The sequence below is a fragment of the Pseudomonas sp. YH-1 genome (assembly GCF_051990045.1).
GTDB classification, from domain to species: Bacteria; Pseudomonadota; Gammaproteobacteria; order Pseudomonadales; family Pseudomonadaceae; genus Pseudomonas; species Pseudomonas nicosulfuronedens.
Genome location: NZ_CP178184.1, coordinates 3,231,815 through 3,248,349, shown reverse-complemented (window position 1 = coordinate 3,248,349; position 16,535 = coordinate 3,231,815). Strand labels below are relative to the sequence as shown.

The window sequence follows — 16,535 nt, the reverse complement described above, 5'->3', positions numbered from 1 at the left end:
TGTTCTTATTCGTATGGGCCGATCGGGCGGTCACTTGCGCCGGATGTACTGCACGTCTCCATTCGTGGCGGCTTCGCCAATCTGGTTCTGGGTAATCTTGCTCATCTCCGGGAACTCGCGGAACGCCAGCAGGCTGACGGTCCGGTCGTCCACCAGGCGCAGGTCGGCCTCGCGCAGCTCCAGGGCGTTCCTGGGCTCCTGGCCGCTGGGGTAGATGACGAAGAGCACGTTCTGGTCCCAGATTTCCTCGAAACGGGCGCGGGTGAAACTGATGTTGCCCAAGGCAGGATCGGCAACGAAGACGTGGTCGTTGTAGACATCGCGGACCACGACGAAATGCTTGAAGCCGGCATAGTGGATCGGCACCAGCGCCGGGTGTTCGAGCGAGTCCAGGTCGGAGAACTCGGCACGGAAGCCGCCACTCTTGTAGCCGAGTGCGGCGGCATAACGCTTCATGTCCAGAAGCGAGAAGCCACGGCGCTGGACGATCTTGTCGGCCTCGCCGTACTTGATCAGGCCTTCCATGACCTGACGCTCTTCCAGGTTGCGACCCAGGTAGTAGTCCAGCAGCGTGGTCAGTGCCGCCGAGCCACAGCTGTAGTCGTAGGCCTGGCGAATGACGTTGCGGAACTGCACCTGGCTCATCGGTTCGAGCTGGACCGACTCGCGGAAGGGACCGTTGGGCGTGAGCGGCTGCGAGATGTTCACTGTGCCCTGCTGTTGCGGCTTGGTATCCACGGCCTGGGTAAAACCGAACAGGCCCAGCAGGCTTCCCAGCAGAATCTCGAACATCCCACCCCTCTCTTCAATATTGGAAGTCAATCCTGGAAGACCCTTGCCGGCAGGCGCCGGCAAGGGGTACTGCGCTTCAACCTCGGGATCAGTGACCCCAGACCTTCACGGTCGAACCAGCCAGGTTCAGGTTGGAAACGGTCAGCGAGCCAATGCTGGCGCCGTTGGTGCCAACCTTGACGGCGTCGATGGTCACATCGCCGTTCACGGTGGGAAGGCCGATGGCGAGCTGTTGGGTGGCAACAGCAGTGGTGCCGCCGACAGGGGTGATGCTGGTGGTCACCACGTCGACAGTCATCGGGGCGTTGTCGGCGATGGTCACGCTCGGCAGGTGGATGCCCTGCAGCACCAGGGAGCCGCCGCCGGTATCGGCGTCCTTGTAGGTGACAGCGCCGATGGAGGCGTTGAAGGTACCGGAAATGCTGATGCCATCCTGGCCGGTGATACCGGACAGTGCAGCGTCATCCATGGATTTCATGTCGGCATGTGCCAGGAACGGAGCGGCCAGAACTGCGCTTGCAAGAACCAGTTGCTTGATTTTCATTGTTATAACTCTCCAGTGTTCAGGTGGGGTTGCCCCAGGCACTGCAAGGGGCGTCCTACCCCGCTGCAGGTTGACCGGCTGCTGCCGATCTTCCAGACCCCCGACTTCTTCCTTAGGCGCCGCGGGTATGGATTCGTGAAGCACAAGGCTTCGCGTCCTGATCTCCAAGCTACTGACCCGCCGTGAACCTGCCAGCCCATCCAAGGGATGGCGCAAAACCAACCTTCTGACTCAAGCTTCGCTGAGCAGTCCCAGACTCTTCCCCTTGAGTACCGCCTGGGTCCGGCTACGCACGCCAAGCTTGGCGAACAGGTTGTGCAGATGCCACTTGATGGTGGCCTCCGACAGATGCACCGCCTGGGCGATATCCCGGTTCGACAAGCCCGCTGCCACGAGTCGCAGGATCTCTCGCTCCCGATGGCTAACATCTTGATTTTCATCGAAACTTTCAGGATCGACAGACAACCTGCGGCACTGCTCGCGAAGCATCTCGGCGACCCCCTGCCAGGCCGATGCACGCTTGGGTTCGGCGGCCTTCCAGGCCTCCCAGAGCGGCAGCAGCCACAGAGCATCGTCCTGGAACAGGCGTCGGTAGCCCAGGTTCCAGGCTTCCTCGAGGGTGGGCGCGAACAAGGCGAAGGCTTTTTCGCTGTTACCTTTCTGCCAATACGCCACAGAAAGTAACAGCGAAAGACGCAGCCGCCGGTCGCGCTGATAGGGCGAGGTAAAGCCCGCCAGGCACGATTCCAGACGCTGCTGAGCTCGCTCGGCGTGGCGCTCGGAAAGTGCCAGGCGCGCCTCCGCCATCACCAGCGCCGCATGGGCATCGGCATAGCGTTCGGCGTTGAGCCCCGACAGGTGCCGCGCCAGTTGCAGGCACACGCGCTCGGCCTCGTTGGGCCGTCGCATCCACAGCAACAGCTGCACCTTGCAACTCATGGCCAGTGCATGCACCCGCTCGTAGCCCGGCGACTGCAGGCCAACCAGCCATTCGTCGAGCTGGGCCAACCCTTGTTCGGCCTCGCCGGCGAAGAACCGCGCCTTGGCCATCACCAACTGGCCGCGGCTGATCAGCTCCACCGGCGTGGCGACGTCGCGCCAGGTGGTCGCCAGCGGTAGTTCGGCAAGGATCGCCGCGTGGCGATCCTGCTCGTACAGCAGGTCCGCGTAGGCCAGCGACAAAGGTCCGCCAACGCGGCTGCGCCGGCCGAAGACCCGCTCCACGCGGCTGCGCGCGCTCTCGGCGATAGTTCGACCGCGCTCCAGCTCGCCGCGCTCCTTGCAGATCAAGGCCTCGATCATGCTGACCACGACCTGCAGGTACTCGCTGTCGGCCATGCGCAGGCAATCGCGGGCGACACCGATGGCGTTGGCCGCTTCGGCGTAGTCCCCCAGCAGCGCATAGGCCGCCGCCTGGATGCACGACAGGCTGGCGCGGAACACCGGCTGGTTGCCCGGCACCAGCGCCAGCCACTGGCGCGCCACCTTCAGGCAAGCTTCCAGTTTGTCCTGGTAGAGCAGCACCAGCGCCTTCAGCACCTGGGCCACCGCGAGCAACTCCGCCATGCCGAAGTGGCGCACCTTGCCCTGCCCCTGCAGCAGCCGGACGCTGAGCTCTTCGATCAGCGCCTCGGCCTCGGCGAACTTCTGCTCGAAGGCCAGCTGCCAAGCGTAGAAAATCTGGAACACCGGGTGCTCGCGGATCACCTCGGCGGGGATGCTGCTGAGCATGCCGAGGATGCCGTAGACGCGGTTGCCGGCGATCAGCTTGGCGCCCTGGCGCTCCAGCAGGTCGGCGGCGAAGGCATAGTCACGGGCGCGCAAGGCGTACTTGATCGCACGGTCGGCCATGTCACGCCCCTCACACCAGCGCGCGGCAGCATGCAGCAGCGGTGTCGGATCGGAATTGCGCGCCAGGCGGCCCTGGAGGAATTCGGCGAACAGGTGGTGATAGCGGAACCACTCGCGCTGGTCGTCCAGCGCGATGATGAACAACTGCTCGTTCTGCAGCCGCATCAGCATATCGAGGCCATCGCGGCGCCCGGTCAGGGCATTGCACAGCTCAGCGCAGAACTCGTCGAGCACCGAGGTCTGGTCGAGAAACTGCTGCAGCGGTTCGGGCAGGCTGCACAGCACGTCCTCGGCGAGGTAGTCGGCAAGGTCGCGCTCGGTGCCGGAAAGCCCCTTGAGCAGCGCCGCGCGGTCCGGGTTGCGCGCCAGCGCCAGAGCGGCTAGGTGCAGCGCGGTAATCCAGCCTTCGGTGCGCTTGTGCAGCAGCTTGAGCTCGCTGTCGCTCAGGGCCAGGCCCTTGAGCTGCGTGAGGAAGGTGTCGGTTTCCTCGCGGGTCAGGCGCAGGTCGTCGCCGCTCAGGCAGAAGGCCCAGGGCGCCAGGCCCGGCTCGTCCACCAGGAAGCGCGGGCGGTAGCGGGTGCTGGTGACCAGCCGTATGTTGTCCGGCAGGTGCTCGATCAGGTAGCGCGCCCCATGGGCCAGCGCCGGATGGCGGATCTGATGGAAGTCGTCGAGCAGCAGGTAGAGCGGCCCGTCGAGACGGCGCAGGTCGGAGAGGAAGGCGTCGATGATGCCTTCCAGCGGCAGGGTCATGTCCGACTGCAGCAGGTTCGAGGTATTGGTGCCGAAGTCCGCCTCGACGCTGCGAATGCTCGCCACCAGGTACTGCACCAGGCGTTGCGGCTCGCTGTCCCCCTCATCGCAGGACATCCAGGCGACCCGCGCGCCACCTGCCAGCAGACGCTCGCGGAGCAGACTGAGAATGGTGCTCTTGCCGAAGCCGGCCGGTGCGCTGAGGATCAGCACGCGCTGCTGGCGGTTGGCATACAGGCGGTCGATCAGGGCACGACGCGGCAGCAGCGAATCGCTGTCGGTGCGCGGTGGAAACAGCTTGGTGCGCAGCAGCGGCATGGGCTGCTGCGGCAGTGTGGTCAGGGTCGTCATGTCAGAGCAGACTCAGCTCGCGGGCACGGCGTATCGCTTGGGTCCGATTGCGCACCTTGAGCTTCTCGTAGATGTTGTGCAGGTGCCATTTGACGGTGCCCAGCGCCAGCGACAACTGCTGGCCGATCTCCTCATTGGAGAGTCCCTGGGCCGCCAGGCATACCACCTCGCGCTCGCGGTCGGTCAGACCTTCTTCGAGCACCTCGGGCGACCTGCGTGCTTCCTGCCCCGGCCAGACGGTCAACATTCCGCGAATGAAGACCTGCAGCGCCGGTTGTCGCTCGGTGGACTCCAGTTGCTGCAGCAACTGGCGAATCCCCTCGCCTTCCTCGATGAAAATGCTCCGCACCCCTTCCCGCTCGGCGCCGACCAGGCATTGGCCGAGCAGGCTGTGGGAACGTTCCTGGTAGCCCAAGCGCTGGTAGCTCAGGGCCGCCAGCAGGTCCAGGCGCAGCCGTTGCAGGCCGTGCCAGCCCGGCTGCAGCATGCCGCGCAGCTGGGTGATTTCGTGCAGCGCCTCGCTGAAGTGTCCGCGCGCCTGCAGCAGCCGCACCCGGCTGATGCCCTGCACCCAGAGCACCGGGTTGAACGGCATCTGCTTGTAGTGGCTGGCCAGCTTGGCCCAGTCGATGGCCTTGAGCCGCTGCTCGGCGCGCTTGCAGCGGTCGGTGGCGGTTTCCTGGAGGATCAGGTTGATCTCCTCGCCCACCGCCATGGCAAAGAAGCGCCAGGACTGATTGCGCGAGGCCAGGGTCTGCATCAACCCCAGGGTAGCCAGGGCCTCCTTGCCGCGCCCCTGCAGGCGCTGGATGCGCGCCAGGCATTGCATGCCCTGGGCGTACAGGTCGATGGGGTTGACCACGTCGACCCGACCCAGCGCCCAGCGAAGGCGCTCTTCCAGGCCGTCCAGCTCGGTGCGGTAGTAGGCGGTCAGCGCTTCGGCGATGGCCGGCAGCGCCAGGGCCTGGGAGCGTTTGTCGAACAGCGGCATGGCCTGCTCGCGCACGCGTTCGATGAGCATCTGCGCCTGCTTGACCTGGCCCTGCTCCAGCGCCAGCACCACTTCGATGGTGCACTGCTGCATGTGCAGGTAGCGGCCGTCGAGGAAATGGTTGCGCTGCTGCGCCAGCCCCATTAGGCGGCGCGCCTGCTCCGCGTGCCCGCGGATGACCTGGGCGAAGGCGCCGATCAGCAGGATCGCACCTTCGAGAAACGCCGAGTTCTGCCCCAGCTGGCTTTCCACCTTGCGCGCCAGGGTGATGCACTGTTCAAGGTCGTCCTTCTGCAGCGCCAACACGGCTTTCACCGCCAGCGCCGAGAGGTACTGATTGCCCATCGGGCCGTTGCCGCGCGAGTCGCCCCAGCGCGCCAGCAGCTCGTCGATCATGCGGTTGGCTTCGGGCAGGCTGAGCTCCGTGGCACGGGTCCAGACGTCGCTCAGCACGAGGATCGGGTAGCGCTCGGCGATCTCGTTCGGCACGTGCTTGCGCCAGCGCGAGATCAGGTAGAGCTGGCCTCGGTTGATCAGCTCCAGGCCGCAGCCGTCGACCAGCGCGGCGAGCATTTCCGGGTCCTCGGCGAGGCAGGCGTGCTCGATGGCCAGGGTCGGCATGTGGTGATTGGTGAACCACAGGCTGGCATTGAAGTGCAGTTGCTTGAAGCGCTCCGGGTCGCGCTCGCGCAGGCGGGCGCGGAGGAAGTCGGCGAACAGCTGGTGGAAGCGGTACCACTGGCGGTCACGGTCCAGCGGCAGAAGGAACAGCTGCATGCTGTCCAGGTGTTCCAGCAGCGCCTGGCCGTCCTGGCGACCGGTCAGGGTGTTGGCCAGGTCGCCATTCAGGCGATTGGCAATCCCCAGGGACAGCAGTGCGCCCTGCACATCGGCGGGAAGACGCTCGAACACCGCGCGCAGCAGGTAATCGCCTACCGCCGCCTTGTCGCTGCTTAGCAGCTTGAGGTCTTCCGGAGCACCCGGCTGCTGGCGCAGCCACAGGCTGACCAGATGAACCCCCGCCATCCAACCTTCGGTCTGGTTGTGCAGCGACTGCAGGCAGCTATCTTCGAGTTGCAGGCCATCGCGGGCCAGGTATTCGCGGGTTTCGTCGCGGGACAGGCGCAGCTCGTCCTGGCCGATCTCCAGCAGCAGCCCCTTGGCGCGCCACGTGGCGAGGTTCAGCGGCGGCTGGGAACGACTGCCGATGGCCAGGGTGAGGCCGGGCGGCGCGTACTGCACCAGGCGATTGAGGCCGGCGAAGACGTCGGAATGGGTGATCTCATGCAGGTCGTCGAGTACCAGCAGGACCTTGCGCTCGTCGCGGGCGAGGTCCATCAGCAGGCTTTCCATGACCGCGACCACGGGCACACGCATAGTGTTGTGCACGTAGCCCAACGCATCCTCGCCAGTGCCGGGCACGGCGGTGGCGAGGGCCTGGATGAGTTTCAGGCAGAAACGGCCGGGATCGTCGTCGTCGCTCTCCAGGGAGAGCCAGGCAACCTGATGTCCCTCGCTCGCACGCTTGCCGGCCAGTGCCGCCAGTGCGGTGGTCTTGCCGAAACCGGCGGGAGCCGAAAACGACAGTATCGAGGCATAAGGATGACGGTCCAGGGCATTCTGGACCTCGGGACGAATCAAATAATCAGCAGGCACCCGAGGGGGTGTTAATCTGGAGCGCAGAAGGCTGCCGGCTGCGGGCTCTAGCACTACATCCACGGCCTGTATCCCTATGTCATTATCGTTGTTGGTACGGAGCACTGTCCGCGTGGGATTCGTCACTTCTTATCAGAATGCTTTTCCTACGTAAACTGAAGAAATAGCTCTAGGATCGACACTTCAGCCGACCTGATCACCTCATTTGCCTGCACGCTGTTACCCATGCCTGACTGTTTTTTGTACCCGCTTCCTTACCGGGAAGACCCGGGCGAACGCTTCGCCCTGATCCATCGGGCACCCGGCGCCGTACTCCTGGACGCCGGTCGACCCATTGCCACACGTGGACGCTATGACCTTCTGAGCGCCTGGCCATTGGCAGAACTGGCACCAACCGCCGACGAATCGGCCAAGGGCTTTTTTGCCCGCGCAAGAGCCGCCTTGCAGAGCCTGGGCGAGGCAAAAGTCCCAGACAATCGCAGAGTGCCATTCGTCGGCGGAATGATCGGCTATCTCGGTTATGACTTCGGCCGGCGCGTCGAGCATTTGCCCGAACCGAACCTCGACGACCTCGCCCTGCCCGATGCGCGCCTGGGCCTGTACGCCTGGGCGCTGGTCACCGACCACGAGGAATGCAGCAGCCAACTGGTCTTCCACCCGTCGCTGGCCAGGAGCGAGCGAGAGCGCCTGATCGCGCTGTTCGAAGGTGCTCAGGAAGATGAAGCGCTGCCGCCCTTCCGGCTCTGCGCACCATTTCGTCCGGACCTGAGCCGCGAACAGTACCGAGAAGCGCTGGAGCGCGTGCACAGCTACATCCTCGCCGGCGACTGCTACCAGGTGAACTACACCCAGCGCTTCCGCGCACCTTGCAGCGGCTCGCCCTGGCTGGCCTACCGCGCACTTCGCGAGGCATGCCCTACGCCTTTTGCCGGTTACCTGGCATTGCCTGAAGGCGCAGTCCTCAGCCTGTCACCGGAGCGCTTCATCCAGCTCCATGGCACCCAGGTGGAAACTCGCCCGATCAAGGGCACCCGCCCGCGCGGTAACACGCCCGAGGCCGACCAGCAGAATGCCGACGCCCTGCTTGCCAGCGAGAAGGACCGTGCCGAGAACCTGATGATCGTCGATCTGCTGCGCAACGACCTCGGCCGCAGCTGCCGACCCGGCAGTGTGCGTGTTCCCGAACTGTTCGCGGTGGAGACCTATCCCAACGTTCACCACCTGGTCAGCAGCGTGCGAGGCGAACTGGCAGAAGGAAAGGACGCGCTGGACCTGCTCGAAGGCAGCTTCCCTGGCGGCTCCATCACCGGTGCGCCGAAGGTCCGCGCCATGCAGATCATCGACGAACTGGAGCCGACCCAGCGCAGCATCTACTGCGGCAGCCTGCTCTACCTCGACGTACGCGGCGAAATGGACAGCTCCATCGCCATCCGCACCGTGCTGGTGAAGGACGGCCAGGCAAGTTGCTGGGCCGGCGGCGGCATCGTGGCCGACTCCGACTGGGAAGAGGAATACGAGGAATCGCTGACCAAGGTAGGCGTGCTACTGCGAACCCTGGAAAGTCTGTAGGAGCGAATCTTGTCCGCGAACCGGCCGACAGGCCTGCCTGAAGGGCATCGCGGACAAAGTCCGCTCCTACAAAAAGCGCCAAAAGAAAAAGCCCCACATCAGCGGGGCTTTTTCGTCACAGCCGGTGTTACAGGCTGAGCGGGCGGTTGGACGCCTTGAGGAATTCCTTCTTCAGGTCCTCATAGGTGTGCACGGCCGGGAACTGCGGGAACTCGCGAATCACGTTGTCCGGTGCGTGGAACAGGATGCCGGCGTGAGCTTCAGAGAGCATGGTGGTGTCGTTGTAGGAGTCGCCAGCAGCGATCACACGGTAGTACAGGCTCTTGAAGGCGATGACCGACTGACGCTTCGGATCCTTCTGGCGCAGCTGGTAGCTGACGACACGGTCGGTTTCATCGGTGATCAGCTTGTGGCACAGCAGGGTCGGGAAACCCAGCTGGCGCATCAGCGGCTGGGAGAATTCGTAGAAGGTGTCGGAGAGGATCACCACCTGGAAGCGCTCACGCAGCCAGTCGACGAATTCCACTGCGCCTTCCAGCGGCTTCAGGGTGGCGATCACTTCCTGGATGTCGGACAGCTTCAGGCCGTGCTCGTCGAGAATGCGCAGGCGCTGCTTCATCAGCACGTCGTAATCCGGGATATCGCGGGTCGTCGCCTTGAGCGCTTCGATACCGGTTTTTTCAGCGAAGGCGATCCAGATTTCCGGAACCAGAACCCCTTCCAGGTCGAGACAGGCGATTTCCACGAACGATTTCCCCGCAGGTTTGACTTGAGAGGCGGCACTCTAGCCGCTCGCTCCAAGCGGCGCAACGCGCCACTTATACCCAAACACCACAGTCGACCTTCCTGATGGTTATTTATGGGCATATCCGCCTCTTTGCTACCATCGCGCCCACAGAGCGCCTTGCGCCAATAAAACTAGGAATACCGCCTGATGAGCCTCCCGTTCGATATCGCGGAAATCGCCGCGAGCTATGCCAGCAAAGCCCCACAGGACATCCTGAAGCTTGCCTTCGAGCACTTCGGTGATGAGCTGTGGATTTCCTTCAGCGGTGCCGAGGACGTGGTGCTGGTGGACATGGCCTGGAAGCTCAACAAGAACGTCAAGGTATTCAGCCTCGATACCGGTCGCCTGCACCCGGAGACCTACCGCTTCATCGAGCAGGTGCGCGAGCACTACGGCATCGCCATCGAAGTGATGACCCCGGACCCGCGCCTGCTGGAGCCGTTCGTCAAGGAGAAGGGCCTGTTCAGCTTCTTCAAGGACGGCCACGGCGAGTGCTGCGGCATCCGCAAGATCGAACCACTCAAGCGCAAGCTGTCCACCGTGACCGCCTGGGCCACCGGCCAGCGCAAGGACCAGAGCCCGGGCACCCGCAGCCAGGTCGCCGTAGTCGAAGTGGACGGCGCGTTCTCCACCCCGGAGAAACCTCTGATCAAGTTCAACCCGCTGGCGAACATGAGCAGCGAAGAGGTCTGGGCCTACATCCGCATGCTGGAAATCCCCTACAACAGCCTGCACGAGCGAGGCTTCATCAGCATTGGTTGCGAGCCCTGCACCCGCCCGGTACTGCCGAACCAGCACGAGCGCGAAGGCCGCTGGTGGTGGGAGGAAGCTACCCAGAAAGAGTGCGGCCTGCACGCCGGCAATTTGATCAGCAAGGCCTGAGGCCTTACCCTCGGCTGACGGAAATTCCCTTGTCAGCCCGCAGCCCAGGATCGGACGCCTGCATGCCTGCGGCGGAGCCAATCCCATGCGCATCACCCTGGTGAAAAAGGTCCTGGCCGATGGCCAGGACTGCCGCAAGTGCCGCGAAGTCCACGAACGCCTGGTCAAGGGCGGCTACCTGAATCGAATCGATCGCACCCTGGTCGCCGACGAACGCAACCCCGCCAGCACCGGCTGGCTGGTCGCTGCACAGTACGGCGTAGACACCGCGCCCTTCTTCGTCGTCCGCCACGATGACGGTCGTGAAGTCGTTTACACGGTGTTCATGAGTTTCCTCCACGAGGTGCTCGAAGGCCGCGGCGAACTGCCGCTGGACTCTCGCGAAGCCCTGGCCGAACTGGCCCAGCGCGACGATCTGGATCGCCTGTAGCCGTCAACCTTGACGCTTTCTTGATGGCCGCTCGGCCAGACTGTCGCTTCCTACTACTGACGCACAAGGAAGTTTCTCCATGGCCGACGGCGCGGATCGCACACGCCCCCGTATTCCCGGCACCGTCTGGGCGCTGGGTTTCGTCAGCCTGTTCATGGACGTCTCCTCCGAACTGCTGCACAGCCTGCTACCGCTGTTCCTGGTCGGCAGCCTGGGGCTGAGCATGGTCGCGGTCGGCCTGATCGAAGGCATCGCCGAGGCCACCGCGCTGATCGTCAAGGTGTTCTCCGGCGCCATCAGCGACTACCTCGGCCGGCGCAAGGGGCTGGTTCTGTTCGGCTATGGCCTCGCGGCGCTCTCCAAGCCACTGTTCCCGCTGGCCACCTCGGGCGAGACCATCTTCGCCGCGCGTCTGCTCGACCGTATCGGCAAGGGCATCCGCGGTGCACCGCGGGACGCACTGATTGCTGACGTCTCGCCGCCGTCGATCCGTGGCGCCTGTTTCGGCCTGCGCCAGTCCATGGACACCGTCGGCGCCTTCGCCGGCCCGCTGCTGGCCATCGTGCTGATGCTCTGGCTAGGCAACAATCTGCCGCTGGTGTTCTGGTTCGCCTGCATTCCAGCCGGTATCGCGGTGCTGGCCATCGTCTTCTTCGTGAAGGAACCGGAACAGGCCGAAGGTACCCACCGCTTCCGCTCGCCGATCCATCGAGACGCGCTGCGCAGCTTCCCGGCGCGCTACTGGTGGGTGGTCGGCATCGGCGCGGTGTTCACTCTCGCGCGCTTCAGCGAAGCCTTCCTGGTGCTGCGTGCCCAGGACATCGGCCTGCCAATGGCCTGGACGCCAATAGTCATGGTGGTGATGGCCCTGCTGTTCATGCTCTCGGCCTATCCCGTGGGCTGGTGGTCTGACCGCACCGATCGTACCGGCTTGCTGGCCATCGGCATGTTCCTGCTGGTGGCGGCGGACCTGCTGCTGGCCTGGGGCGACTCCACGCCACTGATGCTCGTCGGTGTCGCGCTCTGGGGCCTGCACATGGGCTTCACCCAAGGGCTGCTGGCGACCTTGATCGCCGACACCACGCCAGCCGATCTCAAGGGCACCGCTTTCGGCGTATTCAACCTCGCCAGCGGCCTCGCCATGCTGGCCGCCAGCGTGCTGGCCGGCTGGCTGTGGCAGAGCTTCGGCGCCAGCTGGACCTTCCTTGCCGGCGCGGCGCTTGCCTTCGCCGCCTTGCTGTTGCTGCGCTGGCGTGTCCGCTGAGACGCTGCCCCTTTTGCAGGAGCGAGCTTGCTCGCAAAAGGACCCGCCGGGCACTCCGACGTTGAGCTGTTCGCGAGCAAGCTCGCTCCTACCCAATGCAGCCGGCCACCACACCTGGAAACCGCTCATAAAAAAACGCCGCGACTCTCTTTCGGATCGCGGCGTTTTCCTTGCAGCTTGCCTAGGCAATGGCAGGGACGAACGTCCTCAGTAGACCGGCAGCTCGATGCCGTCGAACAGCTCGTCCAGCTCGGTCTTGTTGTGGCATTGCACGGCCTTGGCCAGCAGGTCGCGGGTCAGGTGCGGGGCGAACTTCTCGATGAAGTCGCACATGAAGCCGCGCAGGAAAGTACCGCGACGGAAACCGATCTTGGTCACGCTGGACTCGAACAGGTGGCTGGCGTCGAGCATCACCAGGTCGCTGTCGAGCTTCGGGTCGACCGCCATGTGAGCCACGATGCCTACGCCCAGGCCCAGGCGAACATAGGTCTTGATCACGTCGGCGTCGGCGGCGGTGAACACCACTTTCGGCACCAGACCGCGCTGGTTGAAAGCTTCGTCGAGCTTGGAGCGGCCGGTGAAGCCGAATACGTAGGTGACGATGGGCTGTTCGGCGAGCAGCTCCAGGGTCAGCTTCGGCACCTTGGTCAGCGGGTGCCCCTGGGGCACGATCACACAGCGGTTCCAGCGGTAGCACGGCATCATGATCAGGTCGCCGAACAGCTCCAGCGCCTCGGTGGCGATGGCGAAGTCGACGGTACCGTCGGCGGCCATCTCGGCGATCTGCATCGGCGTGCCCTGATGCATGTGCAGGGAGACATCCGGATACTGCTTGATGAAGCCGCTGATCACGCCGGGCAACGCATATCGTGCCTGGGTGTGGGTAGTGGCGATGGACAGCGTGCCCTTCTTTTCGTTGGAGAATTCCTGGGCGATCTGCTTGATGCTCTCGACCTTGCGCAGGATCTCGCCGGCGGTGGTGATGATGCGCTCGCCAGCGGGGGTGACACGGGTCAGGTGCTTGCCGCTGCGGGCGAAGACTTCGACGCCCAGTTCGTCCTCCAGCAGGCGGATCTGCTTGCTGATGCCGGGCTGGGAGGTGTACAGGCTTTGGGCGGTGGCCGAGACGTTCAGATCGTGGTGCGCGACTTCCCAGATATAGCGCAGTTGCTGAAGCTTCATGGACTTTCCTCGAAATGAATGTCGCGTCCCGCGATCAGGGGCTTGTCGTTTTATAACCATATTAATGGTTTAAGGAATAAAACTAGACGTTTTTTTTTGCCCTGCATGCCATTCGTCTAAAGCCCCACGGAAAATCCGGGCTTGTCCGACGTATCGTCACAAAGCTTTCAGCGGTGCTGCAGCATCGGCACCAGGTAGACCGGCACCTCGGCCAGTTGCACCAGGCGCGCGGCAGTGCGCCCTAGCGGCGTGTTCAGTCCGTCCCCGTGACTGTGGCTGCCGGCGACGATGATGTCGACGCCCAGGCGCTTGGCCTCGTCGAGGATCACCATCGGCGCATCCCCCTGCACCACGCGCACCGAGCGGATCAGCTCGGCGTCCTGGCGCGCCTCCCCCAGTTCATCGCGGAACCCCTCCATCACCCGCTGCTCAATGCTGCCCATGACGTTGGTCAGGCCATTGGTGCGCATCTCGTTCAACGTGCCCTCATCCAGATAGGTCTGCAAGACGGACTCGGCGAACAGCCCCAACGGTTCTACCGCGTGTACGACATACACCTCGGCTCCGTAGGCACGGGCCAGCGAAAGTGCGTGCTGAAGGACGTAGGGGGCGTAAAGACCGAGGTCGGTGGCGTAAAGAATCGTTCTGATCATGCGGCCTCCTCGACTGCCTGCGCGGCGGGGCCTATCCAGCAGCGTAGCAGGAGAACGAGAATCGCTCCGAGAAGGCCGGTTGTCGCGGCCCGGCGGCTATCCGGCGACCTTCTTCTCGTTGCTCACGCCGTGCGGGACATGGCCGGTCGCCACCACGTCCCGAGCCTTCTCGCAATGCATCGGCTGGTCGTCGAAGAACACATCGGCGGCAAAGGCTTCGAGGAAGGCGGCCTTGTCCAGGCCGCCGAGGAACAGCGACTCGTCCAGACGGATGTCCCACTCGCGCAGCGTGCGGATCACCCGTTCGTGCGCCGGGGCGGAACGCGCGGTGACCAGCGCCGTGCGTATCGGGCAGGACTCCTGCGGGAAAGCCTGCTGCACGCGGTTCAACGCCGCCAGGAAGGGCTTGAACGGCCCGCCGCCCAGAGGCTCGCGGGCGGACTCGCGCTCGTGGGTCTGGAAGGCTTCCAGTCCGCCCTGCTGGTAGACGCGCTCGGAATCGTCGGAGAACAGCACCGCATCGCCATCGAAGGCGAATCGCAGCTCGCCATTGGCTTCCCGACGGGTGCCCCCGGAGAGGATGGTCGCCGCAGCGAAACCTGCTTCCAGCGCGTTGCGCACGTCCTCCAGGTGGGTGGAGAGGAACAGGTGGCAATTGAACGCCTTTAGATAGGGATAGGGGCTGCGACCGCCGACGAAGGCAGCGCGGGAAATGCCCAGGCCGTAGTGCTGGATGGAATTGAACACACGCAGGCCGGTGTCGGCGCTATTGCGCGAGACCAGAACGACTTCGACAGGCGCGCTTTCGGTCCCGCCGTTGAGCGCGAGCAGCTTCTGCACCAGGGCGAAGGCATCGCCGGGCGGCAGGACTTCGTCCTCGCGGTCGATCTGGTACTGACGATAGGCTTCGACGCCCTCGCTTTCATAGACCTGATGGCTTTCCCGCAGGTCGAACAGCGCCCGCGAGGAAATCGCCACCACCAGCTTGTCGCCCAGCCCTTTTGCCATGCTTCCCCCGGTGTCCGTCAGCGTGCCTGGTTGCGCGCATCGATGAAACGCAGCGCGCGGTACAGCGCCTCGATCTTCGGCAGCTCGCGCCCTGCCCTGCGTGCAGCCTCCAGAGGCGCCGCGTAGATCGCGCCCAGCTCCAGCGGCCGGCGCTGGGAGAAGTCATGGTACATGCTCGGCAGATAGTCGGGCATGGCGTCGGTGGAGCTGAGCATGGCGCCAACGATGCCCTGGGGCAGCGAATGCCCGCAGGCGGCGGCACCTGCTATCACTTCCTCCATCAGCTCGGCCACCAGAGCGCGGCTGTCGGGATTGTCCATGATCGCCCGTGTACCGCTGTCGAGCAGCACGGAGAGGCCGTTGTAGGGGATGTTCCAGACCAGTTTCTGCCAGCGCGCCTGCTCCAGGTTGGGCATGGCGTTGGAGTCCAGGCCGGCGCTGCGGAACAGCGCGGCGCCCTCCTCCACGATCGCCTGGCGTGCTTCGGCCTCCTGCGCAGAGCCCGAGTGATAACCGATGTTCACCCCTCCGAAGGCCTGGTGTTCAATCACGCCCGGCTCGGCGCGGTGCACGCAGATGAAGCAGAGCCCGCCCAGCAGGTGGATATGCTCGGGCAACAACGCGCGCAACTCGTCTTCCACGGCAAGGCCGTTCTGCAGCAACAGGACTTTCGCCCCCTGTGCAGCGGCCTGAACGATCAGCGGCGCGAGGTCGGCGTTGCTGGTGGTCTTAGCGCCCACCAGCAGCCAGTCGCAGGGCGGCATCTTCGCCACGTCGGCATAGGCATTCACCGGAGACAGGCTCAGTGCACCGTGCACCTGGCTGTTCAGACGCAGGCCGTTCTGCGCGACGGCGGGAAACTCGCTGCGCAGCAGGAAATGAACGTCATGGCCGGCCCGGGCCAGCATCAGGCCGTAAAAACCGCCAATGGCGCCGGTTCCGATGATGCCGATTCGCAGATTCATCAAGGCAATTCCTCAGCAGGGCGCGCCAGGGCAGCGCGCAGGGCTTGGATCAGGGGTTCAGGGCGCAGCGGTGCGTGAACCGGGCCCAGGAAATGGCCGTCACGCACCAGGAACAGGGACGGCAGGTGGAAGACCTCGTAGCGCTCGACCAGGCCGCCACTGTGTCCGGCATCGATCCAGCACAGGCGATCTACCGGCAGGCCGAACTCCGGCAGCACCTGCCGCGCCCAGCGGCAGGTGGAGCAGCCTTCGCCAGTAAAGATCAGCAGCGATACACCCGGCAGCTCCAGCAGCCGGCGGTCGGCATCCAGGTCGGTCAGCTCCAGGGCCGGCACTATACTCAAGGTGCCAACACTATAAAGATTGCAGTCGGAGCGTTCCGTCATGCGTCAGTTCCTGCGTCACCCGTGCGATTTTCCGGTCGAGCTGGTCATCCGCAAACAGACTTTCCTGCCGCGCCAGCGGTTGCACAATATCAGCCTCGGCGGCGTCGCGTGCAATTCGCCACGGGGCTTTCGCCGGGGCACCGCCATCGAGCTGCGCATTCCCCTGCTGGGCGACTCAGCCTGCTACCCCGGCATCATTGCCTGGAGCCGCAAGCAAGCCAGCGACTATCGCGTCGGTATCGCCTTCATCGACGAAGACACCCTGTTCCGGGCGCGCATGGTCGAGCAGGTCTGCCAGATCGAGCAGTACCGACGCCAGCAGGAACAGGCCAGCGGCACCCGCCTGCCGTTCGAGACGCTGGCGCTGGAGTGGATCGCGCAGAACGCCGCCGACTTCCCGATGTTTTGCGCGGTCTGATCGGCGCCCCGCAGAAAGTCGCGCAAATGCCCGTGATCCGGGCATTTTCCTGC

At 64.4% G+C, this 16,535-nt stretch carries 15 protein-coding genes; 5 read left to right on the top strand and 10 right to left on the bottom strand.

The window, feature by feature from the left end; translation table 11 throughout:
- Positions 1–30 precede the first annotated feature (30 nt).
- From ACKI1H_RS15245 to ACKI1H_RS15230, 4 genes are all read right to left on the bottom strand, one after another.
- Positions 31–792: a C39 family peptidase gene (locus ACKI1H_RS15245; RefSeq protein ID WP_138525124.1), complete on the bottom strand. Its 762-nt coding sequence runs from the start codon at positions 790–792 to the stop codon at positions 31–33.
- Positions 793–880: 88 nt separating this feature from the next.
- Complete coding sequence (locus ACKI1H_RS15240; RefSeq protein WP_138525125.1) at positions 881–1,336, bottom strand: DUF6160 family protein; 456 nt, start codon at positions 1,334–1,336, stop codon at positions 881–883.
- 231 nt (positions 1,337–1,567) lie between these two features.
- Complete coding sequence (locus ACKI1H_RS15235) at positions 1,568–4,291, bottom strand: LuxR C-terminal-related transcriptional regulator (protein ID WP_440468755.1); 2,724 nt, start codon at positions 4,289–4,291, stop codon at positions 1,568–1,570.
- A gap of 1 nt (position 4,292) precedes the next feature.
- Positions 4,293–7,001 carry a LuxR C-terminal-related transcriptional regulator gene (locus tag ACKI1H_RS15230; protein ID WP_440468754.1) on the bottom strand — a complete coding sequence of 903 codons (2,709 nt, stop codon included), beginning with the start codon at positions 6,999–7,001 and terminating at the stop codon, positions 4,293–4,295.
- A 162-nt stretch (positions 7,002–7,163) separates the two neighbouring features.
- Between ACKI1H_RS15230 and pabB the strand changes: the two genes are divergently transcribed.
- On the top strand, positions 7,164–8,507 hold the full coding sequence (gene pabB / locus ACKI1H_RS15225) for an aminodeoxychorismate synthase component I (RefSeq protein WP_138525128.1): 1,344 nt from the start codon (positions 7,164–7,166) through the stop codon (positions 8,505–8,507).
- Positions 8,508–8,634: 127 nt separating this feature from the next.
- Here pabB and thrH read toward each other — a convergent pair whose 3' ends face one another.
- On the bottom strand, positions 8,635–9,252 hold the full coding sequence (gene thrH / locus ACKI1H_RS15220; RefSeq protein WP_138525129.1) for a bifunctional phosphoserine phosphatase/homoserine phosphotransferase ThrH: 618 nt from the start codon (positions 9,250–9,252) through the stop codon (positions 8,635–8,637).
- Between the two features lie 189 nt (positions 9,253–9,441).
- On the opposite strand from thrH, the gene ACKI1H_RS15215 reads away from it, so the two are divergent.
- The 3 genes from ACKI1H_RS15215 (at position 9,442) to ACKI1H_RS15205 (ending at position 11,870) form a co-directional block, all read left to right on the top strand.
- The gene (locus ACKI1H_RS15215; protein ID WP_138525130.1) at positions 9,442–10,176 is read left to right on the top strand and encodes a phosphoadenylyl-sulfate reductase; all 735 of its coding nucleotides are present in this window, start codon (positions 9,442–9,444) and stop codon (positions 10,174–10,176) included.
- A gap of 85 nt (positions 10,177–10,261) precedes the next feature.
- A complete protein-coding gene (locus ACKI1H_RS15210) occupies positions 10,262–10,606 on the top strand; it encodes a hypothetical protein (RefSeq protein WP_045208573.1) in 345 nt (114 codons plus the stop codon).
- 79 nt (positions 10,607–10,685) lie between these two features.
- Complete coding sequence (locus ACKI1H_RS15205; RefSeq protein ID WP_138525131.1) at positions 10,686–11,870, top strand: MFS transporter; 1,185 nt, start codon at positions 10,686–10,688, stop codon at positions 11,868–11,870.
- Between the two features lie 207 nt (positions 11,871–12,077).
- Here ACKI1H_RS15205 and cysB read toward each other — a convergent pair whose 3' ends face one another.
- The 5 genes from cysB to ACKI1H_RS15180 all read right to left on the bottom strand — a co-directional run bounded on the left by cysB (position 12,078) and on the right by ACKI1H_RS15180 (position 16,064).
- Positions 12,078–13,052: an HTH-type transcriptional regulator CysB gene (gene cysB, locus ACKI1H_RS15200; protein ID WP_024765699.1), complete on the bottom strand. Its 975-nt coding sequence runs from the start codon at positions 13,050–13,052 to the stop codon at positions 12,078–12,080.
- Positions 13,053–13,219: 167 nt separating this feature from the next.
- Entirely contained in the window at positions 13,220–13,705 is a 486-nt protein-coding gene (locus tag ACKI1H_RS15195; RefSeq protein WP_138525132.1) for a universal stress protein, read from the bottom strand.
- A gap of 96 nt (positions 13,706–13,801) precedes the next feature.
- Positions 13,802–14,713, bottom strand: coding sequence for a 5'-nucleotidase (locus ACKI1H_RS15190; RefSeq protein ID WP_138525133.1), 912 nt, complete (start codon positions 14,711–14,713; stop codon positions 13,802–13,804).
- A gap of 17 nt (positions 14,714–14,730) precedes the next feature.
- Positions 14,731–15,678 carry a putative 2-dehydropantoate 2-reductase gene (locus tag ACKI1H_RS15185; protein ID WP_440468753.1) on the bottom strand — a complete coding sequence of 316 codons (948 nt, stop codon included), beginning with the start codon at positions 15,676–15,678 and terminating at the stop codon, positions 14,731–14,733.
- Positions 15,678–16,064, bottom strand: a complete 387-nt coding sequence (locus ACKI1H_RS15180) for a thioredoxin (protein WP_138525135.1) — start codon at positions 16,062–16,064, stop codon at positions 15,678–15,680. Before ACKI1H_RS15180 ends, ACKI1H_RS15185 begins: the two co-directional genes overlap by 1 nt.
- On the opposite strand from ACKI1H_RS15180, the gene ACKI1H_RS15175 reads away from it, so the two are divergent.
- Positions 16,063–16,482, top strand: coding sequence for a PilZ domain-containing protein (locus tag ACKI1H_RS15175; protein WP_138525136.1), 420 nt, complete (start codon positions 16,063–16,065; stop codon positions 16,480–16,482). The two genes, ACKI1H_RS15180 and ACKI1H_RS15175, sit on opposite strands and share 2 nt — an antisense overlap.
- The last annotated feature ends 53 nt before the right edge of the window (positions 16,483–16,535 follow it).

Bases quoted from the DNA above. Each gene is read 5' to 3' on its own strand.
- ACKI1H_RS15245 (WP_138525124.1), bottom strand. From the start codon at position 792: ATGTTCGAGATTCTGCTGGGAAGCCTGCTGGGCCTGTTCGGTTTTACC.
- ACKI1H_RS15240 (WP_138525125.1), bottom strand. From the start codon at position 1,336: ATGAAAATCAAGCAACTGGTTCTTGCAAGCGCAGTTCTGGCCGCTCCG.
- ACKI1H_RS15235 (WP_440468755.1), bottom strand. From the start codon at position 4,291: ATGACGACCCTGACCACACTGCCGCAGCAGCCCATGCCGCTGCTGCGC.
- pabB (WP_138525128.1), top strand. From the start codon at position 7,164: ATGCCTGACTGTTTTTTGTACCCGCTTCCTTACCGGGAAGACCCGGGC.
- ACKI1H_RS15215 (WP_138525130.1), top strand. From the start codon at position 9,442: ATGAGCCTCCCGTTCGATATCGCGGAAATCGCCGCGAGCTATGCCAGC.
- ACKI1H_RS15210 (WP_045208573.1), top strand. From the start codon at position 10,262: ATGCGCATCACCCTGGTGAAAAAGGTCCTGGCCGATGGCCAGGACTGC.
- ACKI1H_RS15205 (WP_138525131.1), top strand. From the start codon at position 10,686: ATGGCCGACGGCGCGGATCGCACACGCCCCCGTATTCCCGGCACCGTC.
- cysB (WP_024765699.1), bottom strand. From the start codon at position 13,052: ATGAAGCTTCAGCAACTGCGCTATATCTGGGAAGTCGCGCACCACGAT.
- ACKI1H_RS15195 (WP_138525132.1), bottom strand. From the start codon at position 13,705: ATGATCAGAACGATTCTTTACGCCACCGACCTCGGTCTTTACGCCCCC.
- ACKI1H_RS15190 (WP_138525133.1), bottom strand. From the start codon at position 14,713: ATGGCAAAAGGGCTGGGCGACAAGCTGGTGGTGGCGATTTCCTCGCGG.
- ACKI1H_RS15185 (WP_440468753.1), bottom strand. From the start codon at position 15,678: ATGAATCTGCGAATCGGCATCATCGGAACCGGCGCCATTGGCGGTTTT.
- ACKI1H_RS15175 (WP_138525136.1), top strand. From the start codon at position 16,063: ATGCGTCAGTTCCTGCGTCACCCGTGCGATTTTCCGGTCGAGCTGGTC.
- ACKI1H_RS15180 (WP_138525135.1), bottom strand. From the start codon at position 16,064: ATGACGGAACGCTCCGACTGCAATCTTTATAGTGTTGGCACCTTGAGT.